This window comes from Paenarthrobacter sp. 10L420 (assembly GCF_056395385.1).
The window spans coordinates 85,472-108,402 of the sequence record NZ_JBFTJK010000010.1; the positions used below are offsets into that span (position 1 = coordinate 85,472).

Consider the following 22,931-nt stretch of genomic DNA (forward strand, 5'->3'; position numbering starts at 1 on the left):
TATGACCCGTTACCAACAGACGGCAGCAACCGTCCGAACAGCCACAGCAGTGACCGACCAGCACGGTGAAGTGGCCCAACTCCATGGCGTGGGCGTGCTCTTTCACGAGGGCCGATACTACGCATGGGGTGAAGGAAAAAGTGCAGGACCACTCTTTACCTCCGTTGAGTGCTACTCAACGGAGAACTTCGCCGTGTGGCGCCACGAAGGGACTTCCCTTCGCAGGGAAGCAGCCGGCGATCTGGGTCCACAAAGGATCGTTGAGAGGCCGAAGGTGCTTTTCAATTCCGCCACGGGGTATTTCGTGATGTTCCTGCATATCGACTCACCCGACTACGCCGAAGCCAGACTTGGTTTCGCCCGATCAACATCACTCATAGGCCCCTATGAGTACCTGAGGAGCTCCCGTCCGCTCGGCAATTCAAGCCGCGATATTGGCGTGTACCAGGAGACCTCCGGCCTCGGTGTGCTGATGTCTGAAGACCGGGAAAACGGGTTGCGTCTATACCGCCTCGCGCCGGACTATCTGAGTGTTGAGTCTGTTCTTTCCACCACTCTGAAAAATGATGGAAGCCATGCGTACGAATCGCCGGCTTTGGTACGCGTTGATGGTTTGTATTATCTGTTTGGATCAGACTTGACCGGCTGGAACATGAACGACAATAAATTCGCAACCGCCGCCTCCCTTGAGGGGCCATGGTCTGAATGGCATGATTTCGCTCCATCCGGCAGCCGAACGTTTGATTCACAGGTCAGCGCCATAGTCCCTGTCCTCGGATCCAGCAGTGTTTCCCACGTCTACATTGGCGACCGCTGGAACCAGCACGACCTCTACAACTCCCTCCCCGTCATCCTTCCCATCAGCATTGGAGGCGGGCACGCCAGTCTTAGCTGGCGGGTCGAGTGGTGGTTGGACTGACGGCGGCAGTTGACTCCCGGATAACGAGCTCGGGCTTAACGGCCGAGGAACCGGGAGCCTCGCCAGTGGCCACTGTTGCGGCAAGAAGTGCAAAAGCCCTAGCTCCCAGGTCCCGGAAATCCTGCCGCACGGTGGTCAAGGCGGGCCGCCACATAGCCACGTGCGGCTGGTCGTCGAAGCCAACCACCGACACGTCCTCCGGGACGCGCTTGCCGCTGTCGAGGAGGGCACTGATCACGCCAATGGCGACATCGTCATTGCCGCAGAAAACCGCAGTGACGTCATCTCTGGCTGCAAGCTCTTTCCCCACGCGGTAACCGCTGGCCGGTTCCCAGGTTGCGTGCAATACCGGCGGGACGGGGGCACCCGCAGCGGTCAGGGCTGCCCGCCAGCCTTCGGTGCGGCCCGAGTGCTTTCCCATCGTCGGAACTGAAACGTGATGGACAGTTTGGTGCCCGAGCGACAGCAGGTGGTTGGTTGCATCCCTCCCGGAACCGCGCTCATCCAGAAGCGCCGCCGGAGTTTTTCCCGTGCGTCTGCTTCCGCCTCCGGCCGAGACCAAGGGGACAGATTTCGGGAACGCTTTCACTGCAGCCAGGCCCGGCCGGTCGAACTCAAGGATGATGACGCCAGCCACGGGCTGGGAAAGAACGAGGTCGATGGCTGAGTTAACGGCGTCGTCGTCGTCGGACTCAATCACTGAAATGATCACTGAGAGGCCCGCGGCCCGAGCCGCCTTCTCGATGCCCTCGATGGTCTTGGCATAACCGTAATTCGAAGTTGCTCCAGTCAACACGGCGACCATCGATCGTTTCCCGGACCTGGTAGCCCGGGCAGCCCCGTTGGGCCGGTACCCGAGCTCGGCGACAGCTTTCATTACCCGTTCGCGGAGTTCCGGTGCAACATACTTGCTGCTGGTCAGAACACGCGAAACCGTGGGAACGGACACCCCCGCTGCCTTGGCGACGTCGCTCAGCACGGGAATCTTCTGCTTCAAGGGGTAGTCCGGAATCTTGGTCACAGTCCTCAGAGTAGTGCCAATCCTGCGTCTCGGGGCGAGACTCTCGGTTCAGTGGGTAATCGTTATCTTCATGTCAGGTCGTCGAAGTCTCCTCGCGCCCAGGCTGCATGCCGTTGGGCCGAATCGTGTAGAACGGCTTTGGCTCCGGAGGCGATGACGTTGTTGAAGTTGCCGTAGATCCTGTCGAACGTGAGTTCTTCCAGCTGTGCGGCGACCCGCAACGCTACTGCCCCCGATAGCGGCAGATGATTCGGGTAGCTGCGCATGAAAGCGACGGAGCGGCGGTCTGGATTAGGAAAGACGCTGTCACCGGTCAGCAGGACTCCTTTGCCGACCGCTCCTGCAGTCCAGTGCGCTACCGCGCTGCCGGGGAAGTGGCCTCCGGTCTGGTGCAGTGTCAACCCTTCGGTGATGGTCCTGCTGCCGGACCAGTAGGAGATGACCGCATCATTACGGCCAGCCCACTGCCGGTCGGCGTCTGCCACAAGCACGGGGACGCCGCCGAGCCGACGTGACCACTCCACCTGCACCCCGAACATATGGGGATGACTGGCTGCGATCGCCACAACGGGGCCTAGCTCAAGGATTGCTTTCACAGTGATGTCGTCAACGAATCCAACGGGATCCCACAGCAGCGAACCCTCTGGTGTCACTACAAGCTGGGTAGTTTGGCCGATCCCGACTTTCGGCGCGGTTCTGATGCCGATAAGTCCGGGCTCGTTCTCCTCCAGCAGTAACCGCTGGCCGTCCTGCGCCAACTCGTCGAGTGAAAGCCACTTTTGCCCGTCCTCGGGCACGTATTGCCGCTCGTCCGTGCAGATCGGGCAGAGTTCGGGCGTTGGCTCGTCGCGTTCGACGGCGCAGGTTGCGCAGATCAGCATAGGTTCCCCTTCCCGACTTAGGACCCGGCCGGATCCGGCCGGCGCCCGGATAGATTTTCGACCGCTTGCTCGATACCCACTACCTCCCCTTCGACGTCCTCCATATACAGTCTCCCGGACGTGATCAGGCCGTCCTTGACTTCGAAGAGCGTGACCCCACGGGCTTGGAAGGGTTGCCCGTCGGCACGATTACCGCTCCATGACCATTCTGTCCACGTGGTGTTTCCGTCGTCGACGGAACGGATCGATTCTGTCCGAAAGTCAGGTATTCCAGCGAACATCGCAGCCCAGTTCGCGTGCATCTGACCCCTGCCTGTGAAAGTCCGGCCAGGGTGGGCGGGCTGCTCACTGTGGTAGTTCTCGTGGAACAGAGCTGCCATGCCCTCGGGATCGTGCGCGTTCATCGCCAGCAAGAGCCGGTCTATGACTTCACTCAACCTTGGTTTCCTTCCGCTTTCTGATTGCCACCTTCAGCCGTGCTTCTGGACGCGCGTGATGAGATGCCCAGTCTGGCGCCAATTTACGCGCAATCAGCCCTCCACTCCAGCCCCTGTATCTGGGGCAGGGTGTGGATTTCATCCGGGTCTGGTTCACGCTCTGAACTAAAACCCGTGCGTATACAGCACGTACAGCAGGTAGAGCCGTGAACCTGCGGCTAGTCAGGATGTAGCCTAAGACCCTAAGTCCATCCCTGAACCAATAGAGGTAGCGCTGAATGGCCAAGGCCGACGCCGCGCCGGACGTTGCCCCGACGCCGCGCCATCAACACCTGATCGTCACTGTCTATGGCTTGTATGCCCGCCATCAGGACGGAACGTTTGCGATCGCGGACCTCGTACAACTCCTGGGGGACCTGGGAGTTGAATCAGCAGGCGTACGTTCGTCGGTTTCGCGGCTGAAGAAACGCGGAGTCCTGGTCAGCGTGAAACGCGGGAATTCTGCGGCCTACAAACTCTCGCCGGGACTCGAGGACGTTTTCAATGCCGGTGACGAACGGATTTTCGCTCCCCGTCGTGCGGACAAAGACGACGCATGGCTCCTCGCCTCTTTCTCGGTCCCCGAGACACAGCGGCACTTGCGACACAAGCTCCGGAGCATCCTGACCCGTATTGGCTGTGGGCAGGTGTCTCCGGGGTTGTGGATCGCACCCGGAAATCTTGCGTCCGACGTCGAACACCAGCTGCGGCGGGCCGCGCTCATGGACTACGTGGAGCTCTTCAAGGCAACCCATCTGACCGGCGGCCACCTGGAGGAGAAGGTGGGCCAATGGTGGGATCTGCCGTCGTTGGAAACCCTGTACACGGACTTCATTGCACGGCATCAGCCCGTACTCGATCGCTGGGAGAACCACGAGGAGGAGGCTGGGGCGTCCAAACTGCTGAAGCAGGCCTTTGTGGATTACGTTCCCATAGTCACGCAATGGCGGAGGCTTCCCTATATGGACCCTGGGCTCCCGGAAGAATACCTGCCGGAAAATTGGCATGGACTGGCCGCACAGGAGCTCTTCACCAAACTGCACGAGCTATTGGGTCCGAGGGCCCAGGATTATGCGCTGTCCGTCGTCGGATCACCTGCGGAACCAGATGCGGTAGCAGTCGCATCCCCTTAAGAACTGTGTGAAAGTACGCAACGGCGGAAAAGGTTGGGGCAGCATTGCGCCCCAACCCTTTTCCAACGCACCACCCAGGATCAGTGCCCCTGGAAGGCCTCCGCCAGCCACCAGGAGCCACCGTCCGAGGCGATCTTGGCATCGATCACCAAGGGCCGGTCCTGTCCGCCATCGCGGAACGCGGCAACCCATTCCCGCACTGGCTGCAGGTCCTCCAGCGTCCGGACGGTCACGCCGTCGGCTCCGTATCCCCGGGCGATCGCGGCAATATCCGTCTCCGGGAAGGACACGCTGCCCAATTCCTCTTGCGTGTGGTGCTCCGCGAAGTGGTGGACCTCAGCGCCGTACGCGGCATCGTTGTAGACGATGCAGACCAGCGGCAACTTAAGCCGGACGGCGGTCTCCAGTTCGCTGATGCCCATCAGGAACCCACCGTCTCCGGCGCCCAGGACCGGCAACCGCTGCGGTTGCGCTATGGCAGCGCCGATGGCCGTGTAGAGGCCGATACCAATCGCCTGGAATGCCTGGGTAAAACAGAATCCGAATTCGTCCGGCACCGCCAAATACTGGCTGGGGTAGCCCATGAAGTTTCCCGAATCCACTGCGACGATCCTGTCTGCGGGAAGGATGGTATCCAGGTCCCGGCTGATGACCCGTGGGTCGATCGACGTCGCAGTGCCAAGGTCCGGAGTCTCCACGTCCCGCCACCGTGCACTCTGTTTGATGGCCAGGGCGTTCTGCTCGGTGCGGTACTTTTCCGCCGCAGCAGGCTGGATCGTCCTGAGGACGTCCAGGGCGTCCTCGGCCGTGAGGGCGGAATCACCCAGCACGCCCAGTGTGATCTGCCTGTTGGCGCCCAACGAGGAATCTTCGACGTCGATCTGCACTACTTTTGTTCCCGCCGAGATCAGCCGGCCGTGACGCATGGTCCACATATTCAGGGTGCAACCCCACCCGATAATCAGGTCCGCTGAGGTAATAAGCTCCGCGGTCAGGGGAGAGGAGAACCCGCCGGAGATGCCCAAATTGTGGGAATCGCCGTTGAACAGCCCGTTCGCGACAGCCGAGGTCGCCACGAGTGCCCCCGCATGCCGGGCCAGGGCCAGGATGGAATCCCGGGCGCCCCTGCCGCCGCGGCCCGCTACAAACACGGGACGTTTCGCGTTCGAGATCAGCTCCACCAACTGGTTCACTGCGCCGGTATCCGGACGAAGCCGCGCCGGTACAGGCACGACGACGGTACTCACCGTGTCTGCCGCGGTTCCGCTTTGGACATCCAAGGGCAAGCTCAGGACCACGGTCCTGCGCTCGTTCACCGCTGTTCGGAAGGCCCGGACCGTATCCGCTACAGCCGTTTCGGGGGAGTGGATCCGTTCCGCCACGGCCCCGACACTGCGCGCCAGTGCATCCTGATCGATCTTGAAGTTGGACCGGATGGCCGCCGCCTGCGTATCGGCAGTCAGCACAATCATCGGTGTGCGGCTCTTGGCAGCTTCTCCGACGCCGGTGATCGCGTTGGTCAGGCCACATCCTTGGTGCGTGGTTACCACACCCACCTTGCCCGACATCCTGGAGTAGGCATCGGCCATGGTGGCAGCGCCGCCCTCATGGCGGGCCGCGGTGTACGGAATTCCGGCGTTCATCAGCGTGCTCGTGATGTCGAAGTTGCCGCTACCCACCACCCCGAAGACGTGACCGACTCCCAGTTTTGCCAGAGTCTGGCCCACCAGCGTGGAGACCCTTACCTGCTCGCTCATGCGACCGGCTCCGATGCTGTGCTTGCAGGGCTCTCAACCAGCGCATAAACGCGGCTGGGGCTTCCCGTGCCGCCGACGATGGGCAGGGGTGCAACCACCAGCGTCGCGCCGGTGACTGGGAGGCGGTCAACGTTCCGCAGCGACGTCACACCGTATTTGTCCGCGCCGAGCAGGAACGAATGGACGGGGAACATCGGGTCCAGCGTGGCTGCCTGGCCGGCGTCGATGCCGACCGTTTCCACGCCGAAGCCGCTGATGGATGCATTTCCGGCGAGCCATTTGGCACCAGCCGCGGAGACCCCCGGAGTGTGGGGACCGGCGTCGTCAGCGTTCATGAAGTCCGCAGCGTTACCGCCGCGGGTGGACCAGCCGGTGCGGAAGATGACCCAGCAGTTTTCCGGGAAGGGGCCATGCTCCTGCTGCCACTGCTCGAAGTGTTCGGGCTCCAGCAGGAAGTCGGGGTCCTGGGCGGCTTCGGCGCTCTTGTCAATCACCACCGCCGGCCCCACCAGGCGGTGCGGCTCTATCTGGTCCACGGACTTCCCGTCCTTGCCCGTGATCCAGTGGACGGGAGCGTCCAGGTGCGTCCCGGCGTGTTCGCCCACCGTGACGTCGTTCCACGCCCAGGCCGGTCCGGCGTCGTCGAAATTGCTGACGGGAGTCAGCGAAAGCCCAACCGTATTGGCCAGGGGTTGGGGAAGATTCAGAATCGGGGTATCACCGCTGAGCGGGGTGGTGAGGTCGACGACGTCGATGGCGCCGGATGACAAGGCTGCGGTGAGCTCATTTAGAACAGACATGGTTCTCCTGTCGGGTTGATGTGTGTGGGTTCATTTCAATTTCTGAGCAACCAAATGCCCCGATCCGCCGGATAACCCGGGGCCGGGATGGGTGGACGCGCCGATGTGCCACAAGCCCTTGACGGGGGTTTTGTGGTTTGCGGCCTCGGGGAAGGGCCGCCAGAGGAGGTTCTGAAAGAGTTCGGCCGATCCACCGTACGGATCGCCGTTGACGGCATTGGGGTTTTCCGCGGCCAGATCGGTCGGTGCCAGGATGTCCCAGGCCAGGACGGACGCCCTGGTGCCCGGCGCGAATTGTTCGAGCCTGGTCAGGACGCGTTCCATGTACTGTTCCTTAAGTTCCTGTGTCCAGCCGCCGTCCACCTCGAGCGCCCCTGCGGCATCCGCCACCGGCGAGAAGGGCACTTCCTGTAACTGCAGCCATAGTGTCGCTTTGCCTGCGGGTGCCCGGGAAGGATCCAGCGCGCACTGTTGACCGACGACGACGGTAGGTTCCGTGGGCAACAGCCCCGCCTCCGCTTGGGCACAAGCAATTGCAGTGCTGTCCGAACCGTTGCTCACGTGAACCAGGGGCACGGAATCCAATCGGGGATCGAGCCATTGGACCGGCTTGCCCAGGGCCAGGTGGATCTGCATGGCTCCGCGGCCGTTCTGGTAACGCGCGGCGGCTTCGGCCAACCCGGCTGGTGGCTTGCGCAACAGCCTGCAATACAGGGCCTGGGGTGACACGTTTGCCAGGACGGTCCGTGCGCTGACCAGTCCGTTGGAGGTTTTCACTCCCGTTGCACCCTTGGAATCGACCAGGATTTCCTCGGCTTCCGTGTCCAGCATGATCCGGACGCCTTTATCCCTCAGGAGGGTCTCGAAAGCAGCGATGAAGTTCGAGGCTCCGCCTTTCACCACCGGGAGGCCAAAGCTGTGCATGCTCAAGGCCATGACTGGAAGCATGACGCCGCCGGTCGCTTGGTCGGGGCCGAGGCCGGCGTGAAGGAGCCAAGGGGACCACAGCTGGTCGGTTTGCCATCCGTTGAAGCGGCTGCGGAGGTAGTTGCGGCCGCTCATGACTGAATCGCGGACGAAAGCCTCGGTACCCTTGACCTTTCCTCGCCTCAAAGCGCCGGCAGCGATCGCCAGCACCTCCCTGAAAGAGCGGAGTTCAGCACCGAAGGCACCGAAAATGGTCCCTGCATTGCGGCCGAGGTCCTCCAGCATCGCCAGGTAGGCGCCTTCGTCTCCGTTCTCCTGCAAAGCCGAAGCAGTGAGTGCCGGGTCGCGATGGGCCACGACCACCCTGTGTTGACCTGTCTTTGGATCGGCTGCCACGCTGGCCGTCACCGCGCCGTCGGAATTGCAGTATTCCAATCCCCTCGCATGCAGTTCGCTTCCCAAAGCCTGGTAAGCGCCCCCGGAAACGAACAGGGGATGCCAGGAAGAGAAGGAGTCGTGGATGAACCCGGGGAGCGTGCGTTCCCCTGAATGGATGAAGCCGCCCAGCCTGCCGGCCTGTTCAATGAGGCAGACGCGCTTTCCGGCCATGGCAAGTTCGGCGGCGGCTACCAGGGAGTTGATCCCCGAACCAATGATGGCAATATCAGTGGAGTCCGTCATGGAGGGCACCGTCATCTCAGAAGTCCGGGTGGTTGGTCGCGGCGTGGTATTTGCCACTGTGGAACAGGAGTGGTTCCCCTCCAGCATTCTCGTACTTCTCCACCTCGCCTACGTAGATGACATGGTCGCCGGCATCGTGTCGTGAGACGGTCCGGCACTGGAACGTGGCAACGGCGCCGTCCAGCAACGGAATTCCGGCGATTCCCTCGGTGGTTTCCGCGCCGGCGAATTTGTCTGTGGCGGGCGTTGCGAACTGGCGCGAGAGGACGTGCTGGTCACTGGCAAGGATGTTGATGGCGAAGTGCGTAGCGTCCTCGAAGTCCACAAGGCTCGGAGCCCGCTTGCTGGGGCACCACAACACCAGCGGAGGTTCCATGGAAACGGATGTGAAGGAGTTGGCGGTCATGCCCACTTTCCGTCCGTCGACTCCGAGGGTGGTGACCACCGTGACGCCCGTGGCGAATTGTCCCAGGGCGCCCCGGAAGTCCCTCAGGTCAAAGGCTGACGAATCTTCGTCCATGCGTGCCTGCACGAACTCGGCAGCAGCTGCGGGATCGAACCACCATGGGTAGAACGTGCGGGGATCATCGAATCCTCCAGCGATGCTTGCGGCCAGTGCCGGGTGATCAGCTGCTTCGGCCAGGACGGCCTGTTGGTGTTCCCGCCGGGGTTTGAGCATGTCATTTGTCCACGCCACGGCCCACTGACCCCAGCCCCGCCAGAACTCGTCGAAGGTGCGTTCCATCCAGGGCTTGTCGAAAGGCTGCTGCCCTCGCCGCACGATGGAATCCAGGTAGTACTTGGCGGCCAGCGTCGCGTTGTTGGACCCCTGCCCGGTGAGGGGATCGTTGAGCAGGACGGCGTCGCCCAGGCCGAAGACAAGGTGGCCGTTGCCCAGTTCGCCCACTGCTGAGCGAACGGTCGGGGTGATCCGGCCCAGGAGTGTTGCGCCCTCGTCGGTGAGCGTTGCGGTGGCGAAGTTCTTCGCCTCGTGGGGAAAATGCTCTTCCAGGATTTCCAGTGATCGACTCAGCTGTTCTTCCGGACTTGTAACATCGGTCCACTTGTCCATGGGGCCGCCCACGACGCCTTCGAAGACCATCATCTGGCAGGGCCCGGACACGGTGAGTCCGGGAAAGGTGAAGAATTCCCCGACGCCGGGGACGACGGACATGCGAATGCTGTCACTGGGCTGATCGGCGGGCTCGGCGGATGTATCGGTTGAGACCGAATCGAATGACACCGTATCGAGTGAGACATAATTCAGGGCGAGCACTCGTTGCGGCCGGTCGAACGGGGACTTGGACCTGTCCTTGGGGAAGATCTGGGCGATCTCGCCCTTTCCGGTGCTAACGATCGCCAGCTCGTAGACCCGAGCGAGCTCCTCCAGCATGCGCGGCGTGACTTTCTCTATACGGAAATCGCCGCCGCCAGCCACAAAGGTCTCGATCCAGGCCGCACTCTTGATCCGCTGATCCACGGAGCGGGCGGTCCCCTCAAGGGGCGCCTCCCACTCGATGGCGCCTGAGCCGGATTCGCCTTCCACACGCAATCGGATGGCACTGATCCCCGGCACGACTTCATCGTCATAGAGGTTGGTGAGAGCTGAACTTAGCTGCGCTTCGGCGGCCAGCGCGGTGGGGAACATGCATTGGCTGGACATGACCTTGCCGGTACGGATTTGAGCAGCCGAACGGTCCGAGAACAGGGTGACTTCATACCCCTCCCGCTGCAGGCCCAAGGCCAGTTGGGCGCCGGATTCGCCGGCTCCGATGATTGCGATTTTTCGCATGTCTGGTTTTCCTTCGAGGAACGTTGTTGCCAGGAGTAGTGGAGCGACTGTCAGGTCGCGGGTACGGCGGAGCCCACGCTTGCAAGATATGCAGCGGCCTTATCCGGATCCATGAACCATTCCTGGAAGTCCGGCGGGTTGTTGAATCCGTTGGCGAACCGGTGCGCGATCTCGGCCGACTGACCGGCCGCTCCCAGAAGCGAAAGGACATGCGGGGGCGGCGGAGCCAGCAGCGCGTTCGTCCACTGTGCTACGTGCTGTGCATAGTTCCAATACGTTTCGAAAGTGGCTTGCATGAACGCTGCGTCGAAGGCACCTTCGCCGTGCGCCGCGATGCTCTGCAAGTAGGAAGCCGCGCATTTGCTGGCGTTGTTGGAGCCCTGGCCAGTGATGGGGTCGTTCAGCACCACGACGTCGGCGAGTCCCAGGACCTTCTTGCCGCTGGGAAGCGTGGCGATGGGATGGCGGACAGTGGGCGCGAACCGGCCCTGCAGGAACCCGTTGGGATCGGTCAGCTCGACGTCGGCTGCCCGGCTGGCTTCCCACGGCAAGTACTGCATCAGGATGTTTTTGGACGTCTCCAGGTGTTCCCCGGGAGTCAGGCCTTTCCAGCAATCCATGGGTCCGCCCGGGATGCCCTCAAAAACCATGATTTCGCAAGGACCGGTGGTGGTGAGCGCCGGGAAAGCAAAATACTCGCCCACCCCTGGAATCAAGTTGAAGGAAACGGCCGAGTGTTCTGCCCTGGGCTCCATTCCCGTGACGTACGTCAACGCCAAAGCGCGTTGCGGTGCGTCATAGGCGCTGCGCTGCGCATCCCGCGTGAAGAGCTGCGCAATTTCTCCCTTGCCGGCAGCCACAATCACCAGATCGGAGTTCAGGGAGTACCGCTCGAGTTCATCAACACCGGCGTCCTCGAACACGAGCTCGCCGTCCTGCGCCACGAACTCTTCCATGAACCTCGGGAATTTGACCCGCTGGTCAATGGACTTGGCCGGGTTATCCAGGCGGGAGGCCCAGCTGATGGCCCTCTCACCAGCAACCTCAGGATGGGGGATCGTAAACGATATTCCGTCCACGGTGGGAGCGTCAGGCCAGAAGTCCAGGCCGAGCGCCCTCTCGTGCTCAAGGGCATCGTGGAAGATGCACTGGCTGGAGGAGACTTTTCCCTCATGGATTTCTTCGGCCGTGCGGTTGGAGATCGTGGTGACCGCAAAACCGGCCTTAAGCAAACCGATGCCAAGTTGCAGGCCCGATTGCCCTGCTCCGACGATGGTGATGTGGCGCTGTGTCATAGTGTTGACCTTGTCTTTCTGCTGTCTCTGCATCCGTAAATGATGGGGGAGGATATTTGGCCTGGCCTCGGCGTTGGCTCGGGATGGGTTTGTTCCCAGCCGGGGAGACCAATGTGTACGAGCTTGATGTCATTCATGTGTCGTCACCTCTTTTCGGCGGCGAGTAGTGGGATGGCTTCTTCGGCGCGTTCGGGCCCCAAAGCGGAGTAGCCGCCGTCGACGGCCCAATCAGCTCCTGTGACGAAGCTGGCAGCGTCGCTGGCGAGGAAGGCGACCACGGCTCCGATCTCCTCTGGCCGTCCCACCCGCTTCAGCGCGTGGAACGGGGCTGCCACCGAGTCCGTTTTGTCTATGTCGCCGCCGGACAGGGTGTCCATGATGTTGCTCCACACCCATCCAGGGCTGACCGAATTGACGCGGATGCCGTCGTCGGCGAGATCTACTGCCATGCTCCGGGTCAGCTGGACCAGTGCGGCCTTGCCCGCGGGGTAGAGCCAGCGGCCTGTCTGGGCAACGGAACTCGAAATCGAGGTGAAGTTGACGATGGCTCCGTGCCGGGATGCCTTCAGGTAGGGGCGCGCCGCGTTGCTTGCCATGACGGCGCTCACCACGTTGACGTTCAGTGCCTGAAGCCAATCGTTCCTGTCCGAAGCCGCACCGTCGTCCTTGTAGGTGCAGGCCAGGTTGACGAGGATGTCGATGCCTCCGTGGGATGCTGCCGTATCGTCCATGAGCCGCGCCACCGCTGCGTCATCTGTGATGTCAGTGAGGGAAAAGCTGATGTCACTTCCCAGCGTGTGGAGCTCGGCGCCGCCGTCGGCGTCGATGTCGGCGACCACAACGGTGGCACCGGCATCGCGCAGCGCCTTCGCGACGCCTTGGCCGATCTTGGTGACGCCGCCTGTGACGACTGCGGTCCTGCCCGAGAGTGCTGACATGGCCAAACCTTTCGTAGTGAATCCATGGGGTGGGAAGTCGTGCCTACTTGACGGTGGGCCCGGGCGCGGGCTTCGGATGAGTCCGTTCCCACTCGATTCGGCGGTCATGGACCAGCTTGACGTTCTTCATCTCTGCTCACCCCTTCCGTCGGGTTTCGTTGCTGCGTTTCTATGACGTGCGTCATACTTGTTCTAAGAGCGACTCTATTCACAGGCGAAAAACGGGTCTATCCGCTTGGCGCAGGGCTCATCCGAAAAACGAAAACCGGGGAAGGAACGCGCAATGGTGAGGATCCTTCCCCGTGACGTCCTCAGGGGCCTCCCCACAGTGACCACGACCGACGTGGATGATGCGCACCAGAAAATCGCCGATTTGTTCTGCGGTCACGATCTCGTTCCGCAGACCCGGGGGACGTCAGTGGACATGAAGCTGCGCTCGTTGCACCGCGGTGATGTTGGCATCGAATTCCTGGACTATGGTGCGGACGTCAGGATCAGTCCGGAAGGCCTGGAGAACTTCCATCTGATCCAGATTCCCCTCGCGGGCCGCGCACACATGGAAGTGGGCTCATCCTCCGTGGAGTCCAGCCCCAAAACCGCGACAGTACCGCCGATCGACCGCCCCTTCACCATGACGTGGGATCGCGGAACCCCGCATTTGATTGTTTACGTGAGCCGCCTCGCCCTTGCTTCCGTAGCGGCGCAACTCTATGGCGAGGATCCGCACGGTCGTGATCCCGGCAGCGGCGATCGGGAGAAGAGCGTGAAACTTGGCTACGCGATGGACCTCACCGGCTCTGCCGGCCGGGCATTCCTGAGGTCTGTCGTCGAACTCCACGACGACATGATCAGCCAGGAGCAAAGGACGGCTCCAAGCTTCGTCCAGAAGCTTCTCGCGGACACGATGGTTTCACGGCTGCTCCTGGCGATGAATCCTGTGACCAAGGCTGACCGCTCCAGTCCGGCTTCCGAAAGCCGGTTGATACGACAATTCCGGGAACTGCTGGAACGGCACGCCTCTGAGGAGCTGGCGGTTCCAGACATCGCGGAGAATCTGGGAGTGTCGGTTCGTACCCTGCAACTGGCTCTTCGCTCCGAAGTGGGGGCAACACCGTCGGAATTGTTGAGGAGGGTGCGCCTGGACCGGGCCCGGGAATTGCTTCTTGCTGCTGCCCCCGGACAGGAAACCATTGTTTCGATCGCTGAGCGCTGCGGCTTCTCCCATCAAGGGCGCTTCTCTGCCCTCTACCTCGACACGTTCGGCGAGCTGCCATCAGAGAGCCTTCGCCGCTAAGCTCGCTCAAGTGCCAGCGTGAGATGGTCCTCAATGACTCACTTCACCAACCCGCTGCGGCGGTTCAGAGGCCTGTTGCCAATGGACGCCCCCGCAATCTTTGGAGCGTAACTGACGGGGATTCCTTGTACTTTTCGCTGTAGTACGCGGCAAACCGCCCAAGGTGGGAGAACCCGGCGTCGAAGGCGGCTTCGGCCACCGTGGCCGCGACTGGACCGGCCTGTCCCTCCAACATCCGGCGTGCACGCGCCAGCCTCATGTCTCTCAGTACGTGTGCGGGGCTCTGGCCGATGTGTGCCTGAAAGGCATTATGCAGCTGCCTTGTACTGATACCGACGGCGGAGGCCACATCATCAATCCGGATGTTTGCTCCCAGGTTCTGCTCCAGGTAATTGCAGGCTGACTCAACGTACGCCGGAGCCCCCTTGTTGCCAGGCAAGGGGGCGAAAGCCGGCTCCAGGAAAGGAGCAAGCCCGGCGGACATTGTGGCAAGAAGGATATTCTCAAGCCACGTGACAGATTCTCCTGCGAGGCCCTGGTCCAGCTGGCGGCAGGCTTCCAACCAGGTTTGCGAAACCATGTTTGGATTGCTGAGCTGTAAGGGAACGTCGCTGGCAAGGGAAATGGGCTTGACCAGCACCCTATTCGACGTAGCCGCCAAATAGTTTTCCAGCACATCGGCGTCGACGCCGCCAACCAGGGCTCCGCGCAGTGGATCCGGAACCATCTTGGTCTGATGATGGGAGCTCAAAGCGAACGGAGTGTTCGCCACCCACTGGTTGCCGCAGGATTCCACGAGCATCGGACCCCTCGGGATGACAAGCAGCGCCCTACGGCCCGAAGGCGGACTGACAATCGTGACCCCAGTGCCGTACGAGACAAAAACCAGGCTAATGGCGCCCGCCACCAGACCGTTGACCGTCCCGTCGATTCCGCGTCCCTGATGCGGAACCAGCAGATGCTCATCCGACGTCAGGCTGTTGACAGAGTCCCGGACAACTGCTGCCGAGGTGCTGCGGGTTAGAGCATGTGCCTCAAGGGGTCTGTCCGCAGGCAACTGACATGAAACAGCGTCTAACGCCCCAGCTGAGTCCATGTAATGACCTTTCCCTGAAAGGGATCTTGATCCCGGTCGCGCCAGCTGCTCCTCGAACATCGTCAAAGGCATATAGCGTGTGCTTGACGATAGTCATTGCTTCTATACATTGGCAAGTGCCGGTTCGCGAACGCCCAGCTTCTCCAAGCGCGGGAGTACCTCCTGGACGAAGTACTCAAGCTCGCCCGCGTAGTCCACAAAGGCAAGTGTCATCCCGTCAAAACCGGCCTTGGCGAAGCGGGCAATTTCAGCGGCCACTTCATCGGGTGTGCCCACGAGCGGGCAGGAGCCATGGCCCGCGGCAAAACGGGATCGCATGGTCCCCAACATTTCCTTGGTGAAGGACTCCGCGTGCAGACCCTGCAGATTCATCAGGTAGTCCACCGCACCCCAATCGGCATTCTCTTCTGCGTAATACGCGAGATAGTCCGTTGCCTCCTGCTGGCTCGGTCGGCACACCACATGGCTAAGCGTCAGAACACCCACCTCACGCTGGTAATTCGCCATCGCCTGGCTTTTCACGGAACGGACAATTTCCGACCCGTCCTCGGGTCCGCCGACCACTGTGAAGACGAAATCCGAATTCCTGCCAGCGAAGTTCCTGCCTTGCGTGGAGGAACCCGCATTGAGAATGGGAACCTTTCCACCGGCGGGCTTGGGCAATGCCTCAACATGCTTGAGCGAGAAGAATTTCCCATCGAAATCAAAGATTCCTTCCTCTTGCCATGCTCGGCGCACCACCTCCCACCACTCCTGGGCGAAACCGTAGCGATCATCATGGGCCTCCGCCATATCTACGCCCATGGTTTCGTACTCGGGCTGATTCCAGCCGGCCACGATATTCAGTCCAGCACGGCCGCCACCGATCGCATCAAGGGTGGCGATCTGCTTCGCCGTCACCAGTGGATGGTTGAACGCTGTGTGAACCGTTGAAAAGACAGAAATCCTTTCGGTGGCGGCCAGGAGCGCGGCGGCCCATGGAATGGGCTCGAGTACTGAACCATGAAAATTCGTATCGCCCTTGTAACCGATCCATCTCGCAATGGGCAGCAGGAAATCAATTCCTGCTTGGTCGGCTATGCGGGCCATCCGAAGGTTTTCCTCCCACGTTGCTCCCCATCTTTCGGGAATCGTTGTGACGGCCAATCCTCCGGAACAATTTGCCGAGAATAGTCCGAGCTTGAAGTGGTCTTTTCTGTTCATGGGATGCATGATTCCTCTTTCTGGTCCTGTCAAAGTGTTGGTGATGTCATGAGCCGTCAGGCGCTGTTCTACGGTTTCCGCAAGTGCTGAAAGAGCAGGGGATCGAACGACTCCGGTTGCGTTATGTGGTCCACTTGGCCGACCAGGATCATGTGGTCGCCGCCCTCATAGCGGGCCCATAGCCGGCAGTCGAGTCGCAGCCCTACGTCCGGCAACGCAGGCGCGCCGGTATATCCCACAAGGGGAGTGAGACCTTCAAACTTGTCCTTGCCGCGCTGGGCGAAGCGGGGGACGTAGTGCCCAAGATCCTTCCCCAAAACGTGGATGGAGAAGTTATCTGTCGCCATCCAGGTCTCAATGCTGGACGATGCTTTGTCCACACACCATGAGACAAGGGCCGGGTCCAGGGAGACGGACGCGAAGCTGTTCATGACCATGCCGGCCCGTCGACCACCCGCCGCCGTTGTCACGACGCTGACTCCGGAGGGCCAATGCCGCATGACGGACCTCAGGTCCGGAGGGACCTCACAGGCTTCCAGGTCTTTTGCTACAAACGGTTGCTGTTGGATGCTTTCAGTCAACATCGTGTGCCACCTCCAGTCAGTGTTGCGAACGTTCCACAATTCTGCGGATCGCAGGCTGACTGGACTATCCGTTCTTCGCTGACTTATGGCCGTTTTGCGCCAACTAACGCCGCGCCCCAATCCAGCGAGGGAAAGTACGAGGCGGCGTTCCTGTCACTGGAACGCGCCCAGCTGGATGTTGACGGCAAGCACGACGGACGCCAGCGCGAGGATTCCCGCGCCGAGCTGCAGGAGGAAGCCGTCCTTGGAACGCCGCAGCCCTCCTGGCATGGACCGTGGCATGAGGGAGACTGCATTGAAGCTGGTCACCAGTGCCGCTGCGATGATGACGCTCAAGCTCAGCATGGCGTCAGAACCTTCCCCGGCTTGGATAGCTTCCAGGGTGATACACGACGACGTTGTCGCATTGTGACTGCCTTTCGCAGACGGATGCAACAACAATATCGTCAATTGTTGACAATGAACAAGGCTTTGTTGCTGGTCTTCGCTCAGCCTTCCCTGGGGGCGTCGGTCGAAGGCAGGGACCGTTCGGAAAGTTCGCGCGCCATCTCATCTCCGACTTCCCTGAGCTTTTCTGCCAGGAGTGCTGCACTCGGGGCCAAGGGCCTATCTGGATGGAGCAATAGGCCAACTTGTTGAGCCAGCCCGTTCAGATGAAGGCTGAGGATCTTTACATCCGGTTCAGCCAAGGCCATGGACTCCGGCATGAGGGCCAGGAACCCGGCCTCCACCACGAGCGTACGTACGGTGGCCGGAGCGCCGGATTCGACCTGTTGCGCAGGAGGGGCCAGTCCAGCATTCCGGAAGTTCTGTTCGAGCTCATCCCGAAGGGGCGTGTTGGCAAGTGGTACCACCCATCGGTAATCTGCCAGGTCCTGCAGGGAGACTTCGGGTATGGCGTGGGCGGGGTGCCACGGAGCGGCGACGATACGGAAGTCCTCGCGATACAGCGGGACAAGCCGCAGCCGGGCGGTACTCGGATGGTCGGTCACCCGGCCTACCAACAGGTCCAGGTCACCGTTACCCAGTTCCTGGATCAGCGTTTCGGGAGGTGCTTCGCGCAGTCGAACTTCCACCCGTGGCTTTTCGCCAGTGAGCCGGGCGACGGCCCGCGGCAACAGAAGATTGGCCCCTGTGACATGCGCGCCCACCTTGACAAGGCCCGACGCCGGATCGGCCAGTTCCTCCACCCGTCGCTGCAGGGTGCTGAGATGGCCGACTATCGCCTTTGCATGCTCAAGGCATGCCTCCCCGGCCAGCGTAGGCACCATCCCACGCGCTGTTCTCTCGAAAAGAGGCGCGCCGATGGCATGCTCGGCTTCCCGTAAAGCCCGGCTCAACGCCGGCTGTGTCAGATAGAGTTCTTCGGCGGCCCGGACAAGGCTGCCTTGCTCCGCGACGGCGAGCACAATAACAAGGTGGCGCAGCTTTACGTGGGTTGTCAGCAGCGCCCGCAGGTCCATGTCTTCATCCTACGGGTCCTCCTCCTGCGGGCTGCTGCACCGACAGCGGGCCGTGATCAATCAGCGGGCAGCAACAGCAGCCGCCCGCCGCGGGGAGGTGATATCCCTGTCCCACTGTGCTGCCTCCCGGCCGGCGGCTTTAAGCACCTGCTTGCGCACTTTGCCGTTCTCGGTCTGGGGCAGTTCATCCACCACCCGCAGGTAGCGGGGGATGGCGAAGGAAGCGAGCCGGGGAACACAGAACTGGCACAACTCGGCAAAATCCACAGGCTCACGGAGGACCAGTGCGGCCATCACCTCATCTTCACCGAGTTCGGAATCCACTGCGTACACGGCAGCCTCCTGGACGGCGGGATGCTGCCGCAGAACCTGCTCAACCTCTACTGAGGAGATATTTTCCCCGCGGCGCCGGATGACATCCTTGATCCGGTCAACAAACCGAACCCAGCCGTCCTCTTCCAGGACGACCCTGTCCCCGGAATGGAACCAGAGATCCTGCCACGCCTTCGTTGTCGCCTCGGGCATGGCATGATATCCGGTGGCCATTGCATGGGGCTGGTCACTGCGGATGAGCAACTCACCCGGATGCCCGTTGGGAACGGGCACTCCGTGGGCGTCCACAACGCGGATGGAGAATCCGGGCCGCACCCGGCCAACGTACCCTGGGCGCCACTGATGGGGCGTGGACCCGATCACCGAGTTCGTCTCGGTGGATCCGTAGCCGTCCAGGAGGAGCACTCCGAACCGCACCTGGAAGGGTTCGACCAGCCGGGCAGGTGTGGCCGGGGAAAGGGCCAGGCGAATGTGGTGGTTCCGATCACCCGGTCCCGGCTCCTTGCCAGCGAGTATTCCGACCATCGCGCCGAGAAGGTATGTCACCGTCGCTCCCGCTGAGGAGGCATCTGCCCAGAACCGCGAGGCCGAAAACCGTGGGCCGAGTACGTACTCGCCTCCGCAAGCGACGGCCTGCATGAAGGCATTGAGGGCGTTCGTGTGAAACAGCGGCAAACAGGTGTAGAGCACGTCATCGGGCCTCAGACCCAGCTGGTCTGACATATTTTCAGCCCACCAATAGAACTGCCCTTGAGGGCACAGCACACCCTTGGATACCCCGGTGGTGCCGGAGGTGTAAAGGATGGCAGCCGTGTCTGCCGGTCCTGTTTCCACTGGCTCCACTCCGGGAACCGGTTCAGGGACCGGAGTGACCTCAAAAGCGGGGGTGGCCTCGAAAGCGGTGGTGATGTCCGCCGTCGGACCATCAAGTACCCACACCTTCTTTAGGTCCGGTATGTGGCCAACTGCGGCGATATGTGGCAACAGTTCAGCTTCAGCCACCATCAGTGCCGGCCGGGAGTTGGTCAGGACATGGCGCAACTGTTCGCCCCTGCTCGCCGTGTTCACGGGGACAGCGACGGCGCCGATCCATGCGCAGCCCAGGAGGAAGTCCAGCAGTTCTGTCCTGTTTGAGGACATCAGGGCCACTGTTTGACCAGCCTCGATCCCGGCACTGCGCAGCAGGCCGCCAGCGCGGGCAGCGGCGTCGGCCATCATCTGGCTGTCCCGACGAATTTCACCGCAGCGGAAAAGAGGCGCGGTCGGAGCTTTCCGGGCTCGTTCAAGGAGCATTTCCGGGATGGTCAGGGGACGGAGGTTTGGGTCTGTTACCTGAGGGTTCATGGCTGATTCTCATTTACGTTTGAGCTGACAGGGATGAAGGCCCGGACGCCGGGGCCGGCGTTTGGGTTGTTGGTGAGCGGCAGGCTTTCACCAGGCATCGTCGTGCCGCCGGTCACGCGGGCTACGACATGAGGCCCGTTCGGGATGGTCAATGTGGCCAGAAGCGTGCCGTCGGCAAGTTGCGTTGTCTGCTGGACGTCTGCGTGCTCGGCCTGGACCGTCGAAAAGTCATCCTGTCGGCAGCGCGGACAGATGAGACGTGCCGGAAAGAGGAGGCTCCCGCATCCACGGCAGGCTTGGATGGCGGCGCTCATTGGGCTGCCTCCAGCACCGACATCGTGGCGCAGGCCCCGTAACGGTACAGGACCATCCCGTAACCGCTCACGACTGCGTGGCGTGCGGTGACCTGGCGGGCCCCAGCCCGCCCCATCAGCTGGGCGGCGGCTTCAACAAGTCCGTGCATTCCGCCCGCAGCCCCAGCCTGCCCGGCCGAAAGCTGGCCTCCGGAGGTGTTGACCGGTAATAGGCGCGTGGCAATTCGGTGTTCGATGAAGTCGGCCGGGTTGTCCTGGTCTGAAAGTAGGCCCAGATCCGCCAATTGCGCCACCACCATGGCTGGATAGTCGTCATAGACGCAGGCGAGGCCTATGTCGCTCGGACCAATCCCGGCCTGCTCCCAGCCCTTGGTTCCGCAGGCTTGCAGGCCCGTTGCCAAGCCGTCGTCGGACTGTTGGTCGGAGTTGTACGAGGCCTTTACGGAAAGCACTTTGGCACGGGGAGTTCCCTTGCTCCGATCTGCCACCAGGACAACGGCGTCCGCCCCGGTAACGGGAGGTACGCAGTCGTACCGGCCCAAGGGGGTGGCAACCATCGGGGCGTTAAGGTATTCGTCCATGCTTAGCGATTTGCGGTAGACAGCAGCTGGGTTATCCATGGCCCATTGGCGCTGCGCCACTGCGATGCGGCCGTAATCTTCACGGCAGAGTCCGAGGTGCTCCATCTGGCGGGAGGTGAGCATCGCAAAGAGTGCATTCGGTCCATTCATCGGCAGGGGTGCCAGATGGTCTTCAGTGGCCTTGTTGTAACTGGCAACAAGACGGGAGAACGCGGCCTGGTCCATGAGGTCGCCTGCGGCCAGGACGATGACGTTGGCGTCGCCTGCTTCTATGGCACGGACGGCATGCTGGAGCATCCCGCCTGCGCTGGCGCCCCCGTTCGTGTCCTGCATCAGCCAGGAGAGTCGAAGGCCCATGCGCCAGGCCAGATCGATGGCGTGATCGGGTGCGAGCGTGAAGCTGGATACCGCAAACCCATCCACGTCACTGGTTTGGAGGCCAGCATCATGCAATGCCTTGCTCACAGCCCGGGCAATAACCTGGGACGTCGTTGTCCCTGCTGAAGGGTGCCGGGTGTAGGAGGACTGTCCAGTCCCGATGATGGAGACCGTCATGGCCATCCTTTCTAAAGAACGACAGGAGAGCAGAAGAACTTTTGGGTGCCTACGAGAGAACTTCTGCCTCGTGGCCGGCCTTTTCCTTTTGGTCGGCTTTGATGCCATGGCGGGAGAAAGCCAGTGCTACGAGCGTGACCAGGACCAGGCCAATCACATAAAGGGATACCGGGATGGAGGAACCGTATTGCAGAAGCAAGGCTGTGGCGATCAACGGGGCGAATCCGCCGGCAAAGACCGCTGCGAGCTCGTGGGCGATCGCCATCGCGGAATAACGAACCTCGGCGTTGAACAGTTCGTGGAAGAATGCCGGCTGCGTTCCAATCATTGCGCCGTGGCAGAGGCCATTGCCCAGGAGGAAGGCCAGGATGACGATGGCGGGAGTGTTGGAATCAATCATGGAAAAGAACGGGAAAGCCATGGCGCCCATGCCAACTGCACCAAGGGCGTAGACAGGACGCCGTCCAATCCTGTCTGAGAGATGGCCGAAGAAGATGTAGGTGCCAAACGAGACAAGCATGGATACTGCCACTGCCATCAGCAGCAGGCCCTTGTCCACGCCCACGTGAACTCCATAGGCAATGGAGAAGGAGAGGAAAATGTACGAGCCGCCGTTCTCGGCCACACGAAGTCCCATGGCGACGAGGATTTCGCGGGGGTGGGTTTTGATGGCTGCAAGTACGGGGAGGCGGTGTTGCTTGCTGTGGCTGGCGGCGGTGAACTCCTTGCTTTCCGGTAGCCGGAAGCGGATGTAGGCACCTACTGCCAGCAGCACCACGCTCAGGAGGAACGGGACGCGCCAGCCCCACGCCAGGAACTGGGCGTCCGGCATCAACTGGACCACAAAGAAGACCAAGGAGGACAACACAAAACCGAGCGAAATTCCTCCCTGGCTGAAGGCGGAGAGCATGCCCCTGCGGGTAGTGGAGGAGTTCTCGCTGATCAGCAGGACGCCTCCGCCCCATTCACCACCGGCCGCGATGCCCTGGATGACCCTGAGCAGGATCAACAAGGCAGGGGCCCACAGCCCTACTTGCGCATAAGTGGGCAGCAAGCCCATGAGAGCTGTGCTGATTCCCATGATGGATAGCGTCATGACCAATGCGCGCTTGCGCCCCAGCCTGTCTCCGATGTGACCGAAAATGATTCCGCCCAGTGGACGGGCTGCGAACCCGACGGCGAAACCGGCGAAGGCGGCCATGGTACCAACCAGGGGGTCGACGTTGGAGGGGAAAAACAACCGACCAAAGACGACTGCCGATGCAGTGGCGTAGAGGAAGAAGTCATACCACTCCAGCGCATTGCCCACGAGCGAGGCAACAACGTACCGACGTACTCCGGGACGTTGTCCCGGCATGGTGTGCTGTTGATGGGACATTGTTGCTCCTTTAGTGCGAAAACTCTGGCAATCGTCCGGCCAATTCGACGTATCGCCCTGGCCGGAACTCTGCGGATCAGGTTGTCCGCTTCATGATCGAAACGGTCAATTGTGATGGGCGTTACAGCTGCTGATTTCAGTTTCCCCCGGGCTCAGGGGAACGTCG

Annotated in this window: 21 protein-coding genes; 3 read left to right on the top strand and 18 right to left on the bottom strand. The window is 61.6% G+C overall.

Annotated elements, in window-relative coordinates; all coding sequences use genetic code 11:
• Position 1 precedes the first annotated feature (1 nt).
• The gene (locus AC1DD5_RS15555; RefSeq protein ID WP_477522054.1) at positions 2 to 919 is read left to right on the top strand and encodes a family 43 glycosylhydrolase; all 918 of its coding nucleotides are present in this window, start codon (positions 2 to 4) and stop codon (positions 917 to 919) included.
• On the opposite strand, the gene AC1DD5_RS15560 is transcribed toward AC1DD5_RS15555, so the two are convergent.
• From AC1DD5_RS15560 to AC1DD5_RS15570, 3 genes are all read right to left on the bottom strand, one after another.
• A complete protein-coding gene (locus AC1DD5_RS15560; RefSeq protein WP_477522055.1) occupies positions 888 to 1,940 on the bottom strand; it encodes a LacI family DNA-binding transcriptional regulator in 1,053 nt (350 codons plus the stop codon). The genes AC1DD5_RS15555 and AC1DD5_RS15560 overlap by 32 nt on opposite strands.
• A 68-nt stretch (positions 1,941 to 2,008) precedes the next feature.
• Positions 2,009 to 2,821: an MBL fold metallo-hydrolase gene (locus AC1DD5_RS15565; protein WP_477522056.1), complete on the bottom strand. Its 813-nt coding sequence runs from the start codon at positions 2,819 to 2,821 to the stop codon at positions 2,009 to 2,011.
• Between the two features lie 17 nt (positions 2,822 to 2,838).
• A complete protein-coding gene (locus AC1DD5_RS15570) occupies positions 2,839 to 3,258 on the bottom strand; it encodes a nuclear transport factor 2 family protein (protein WP_477522057.1) in 420 nt (139 codons plus the stop codon).
• Between the two features lie 278 nt (positions 3,259 to 3,536).
• Between AC1DD5_RS15570 and AC1DD5_RS15575 the strand changes: the two genes are divergently transcribed.
• A complete protein-coding gene (locus tag AC1DD5_RS15575; protein ID WP_477522058.1) occupies positions 3,537 to 4,430 on the top strand; it encodes a PaaX family transcriptional regulator in 894 nt (297 codons plus the stop codon).
• 80 nt (positions 4,431 to 4,510) lie between these two features.
• On the opposite strand, the gene AC1DD5_RS15580 is transcribed toward AC1DD5_RS15575, so the two are convergent.
• The 6 genes from AC1DD5_RS15580 to AC1DD5_RS15605 form a co-directional block, all read right to left on the bottom strand.
• Positions 4,511 to 6,187 (bottom strand): thiamine pyrophosphate-binding protein, encoded by a 1,677-nt coding sequence (locus tag AC1DD5_RS15580; RefSeq protein WP_477522059.1) that lies wholly within the window; start codon positions 6,185 to 6,187, stop codon positions 4,511 to 4,513.
• Positions 6,184 to 6,987: a cyclase family protein gene (locus AC1DD5_RS15585; protein ID WP_477522060.1), complete on the bottom strand. Its 804-nt coding sequence runs from the start codon at positions 6,985 to 6,987 to the stop codon at positions 6,184 to 6,186. Before AC1DD5_RS15585 ends, AC1DD5_RS15580 begins: the two co-directional genes overlap by 4 nt.
• 30 nt (positions 6,988 to 7,017) lie before the next feature.
• On the bottom strand, positions 7,018 to 8,595 hold the full coding sequence (locus AC1DD5_RS15590) for a phytoene desaturase family protein (protein ID WP_477522061.1): 1,578 nt from the start codon (positions 8,593 to 8,595) through the stop codon (positions 7,018 to 7,020).
• Positions 8,596 to 8,611: 16 nt separating this feature from the next.
• Positions 8,612 to 10,387, bottom strand: coding sequence for a flavin reductase (locus AC1DD5_RS15595; RefSeq protein ID WP_477522062.1), 1,776 nt, complete (start codon positions 10,385 to 10,387; stop codon positions 8,612 to 8,614).
• 50 nt (positions 10,388 to 10,437) lie between these two features.
• On the bottom strand, positions 10,438 to 11,715 hold the full coding sequence (locus AC1DD5_RS15600; protein ID WP_442006540.1) for a styrene monooxygenase/indole monooxygenase family protein: 1,278 nt from the start codon (positions 11,713 to 11,715) through the stop codon (positions 10,438 to 10,440).
• A gap of 110 nt (positions 11,716 to 11,825) precedes the next feature.
• Positions 11,826 to 12,620 (bottom strand): SDR family oxidoreductase, encoded by a 795-nt coding sequence (locus AC1DD5_RS15605; protein ID WP_442006541.1) that lies wholly within the window; start codon positions 12,618 to 12,620, stop codon positions 11,826 to 11,828.
• 283 nt (positions 12,621 to 12,903) lie between these two features.
• Between AC1DD5_RS15605 and AC1DD5_RS15610 the strand changes: the two genes are divergently transcribed.
• Positions 12,904 to 13,914: an AraC family transcriptional regulator gene (locus AC1DD5_RS15610; RefSeq protein WP_477517250.1), complete on the top strand. Its 1,011-nt coding sequence runs from the start codon at positions 12,904 to 12,906 to the stop codon at positions 13,912 to 13,914.
• A gap of 64 nt (positions 13,915 to 13,978) precedes the next feature.
• On the opposite strand, the gene AC1DD5_RS15615 is transcribed toward AC1DD5_RS15610, so the two are convergent.
• The 9 genes from AC1DD5_RS15615 to AC1DD5_RS15655 all read right to left on the bottom strand — a co-directional run bounded on the left by AC1DD5_RS15615 (position 13,979) and on the right by AC1DD5_RS15655 (position 22,765).
• A complete protein-coding gene (locus AC1DD5_RS15615; RefSeq protein WP_477517251.1) occupies positions 13,979 to 15,010 on the bottom strand; it encodes an AraC family transcriptional regulator in 1,032 nt (343 codons plus the stop codon).
• Positions 15,011 to 15,112: 102 nt separating this feature from the next.
• Positions 15,113 to 16,213, bottom strand: a complete 1,101-nt coding sequence (locus tag AC1DD5_RS15620; protein ID WP_477517252.1) for an LLM class flavin-dependent oxidoreductase — start codon at positions 16,211 to 16,213, stop codon at positions 15,113 to 15,115.
• 68 nt (positions 16,214 to 16,281) lie between these two features.
• A complete protein-coding gene (locus tag AC1DD5_RS15625; RefSeq protein WP_477517253.1) occupies positions 16,282 to 16,797 on the bottom strand; it encodes a flavin reductase family protein in 516 nt (171 codons plus the stop codon).
• Between the two features lie 153 nt (positions 16,798 to 16,950).
• Entirely contained in the window at positions 16,951 to 17,142 is a 192-nt protein-coding gene (locus tag AC1DD5_RS15630) for a hypothetical protein (RefSeq protein ID WP_477522063.1), read from the bottom strand.
• 143 nt (positions 17,143 to 17,285) lie between these two features.
• Positions 17,286 to 18,260, bottom strand: coding sequence for a LysR substrate-binding domain-containing protein (locus tag AC1DD5_RS15635; RefSeq protein WP_477522064.1), 975 nt, complete (start codon positions 18,258 to 18,260; stop codon positions 17,286 to 17,288).
• 60 nt (positions 18,261 to 18,320) lie between these two features.
• Entirely contained in the window at positions 18,321 to 19,937 is a 1,617-nt protein-coding gene (locus tag AC1DD5_RS15640; protein ID WP_477522065.1) for an ATP-dependent acyl-CoA ligase, read from the bottom strand.
• On the bottom strand, positions 19,934 to 20,251 hold the full coding sequence (locus AC1DD5_RS15645) for a zinc ribbon domain-containing protein (RefSeq protein WP_477522066.1): 318 nt from the start codon (positions 20,249 to 20,251) through the stop codon (positions 19,934 to 19,936). The genes AC1DD5_RS15640 and AC1DD5_RS15645 overlap by 4 nt, the downstream gene beginning before the upstream one ends.
• Positions 20,248 to 21,387 carry a thiolase family protein gene (locus tag AC1DD5_RS15650; RefSeq protein ID WP_477522067.1) on the bottom strand — a complete coding sequence of 380 codons (1,140 nt, stop codon included), beginning with the start codon at positions 21,385 to 21,387 and terminating at the stop codon, positions 20,248 to 20,250. The genes AC1DD5_RS15645 and AC1DD5_RS15650 overlap by 4 nt, the downstream gene beginning before the upstream one ends.
• A 49-nt stretch (positions 21,388 to 21,436) precedes the next feature.
• A complete protein-coding gene (locus AC1DD5_RS15655; protein WP_477522068.1) occupies positions 21,437 to 22,765 on the bottom strand; it encodes an MFS transporter in 1,329 nt (442 codons plus the stop codon).
• Positions 22,766 to 22,931: the final 166 nt, after the last annotated feature.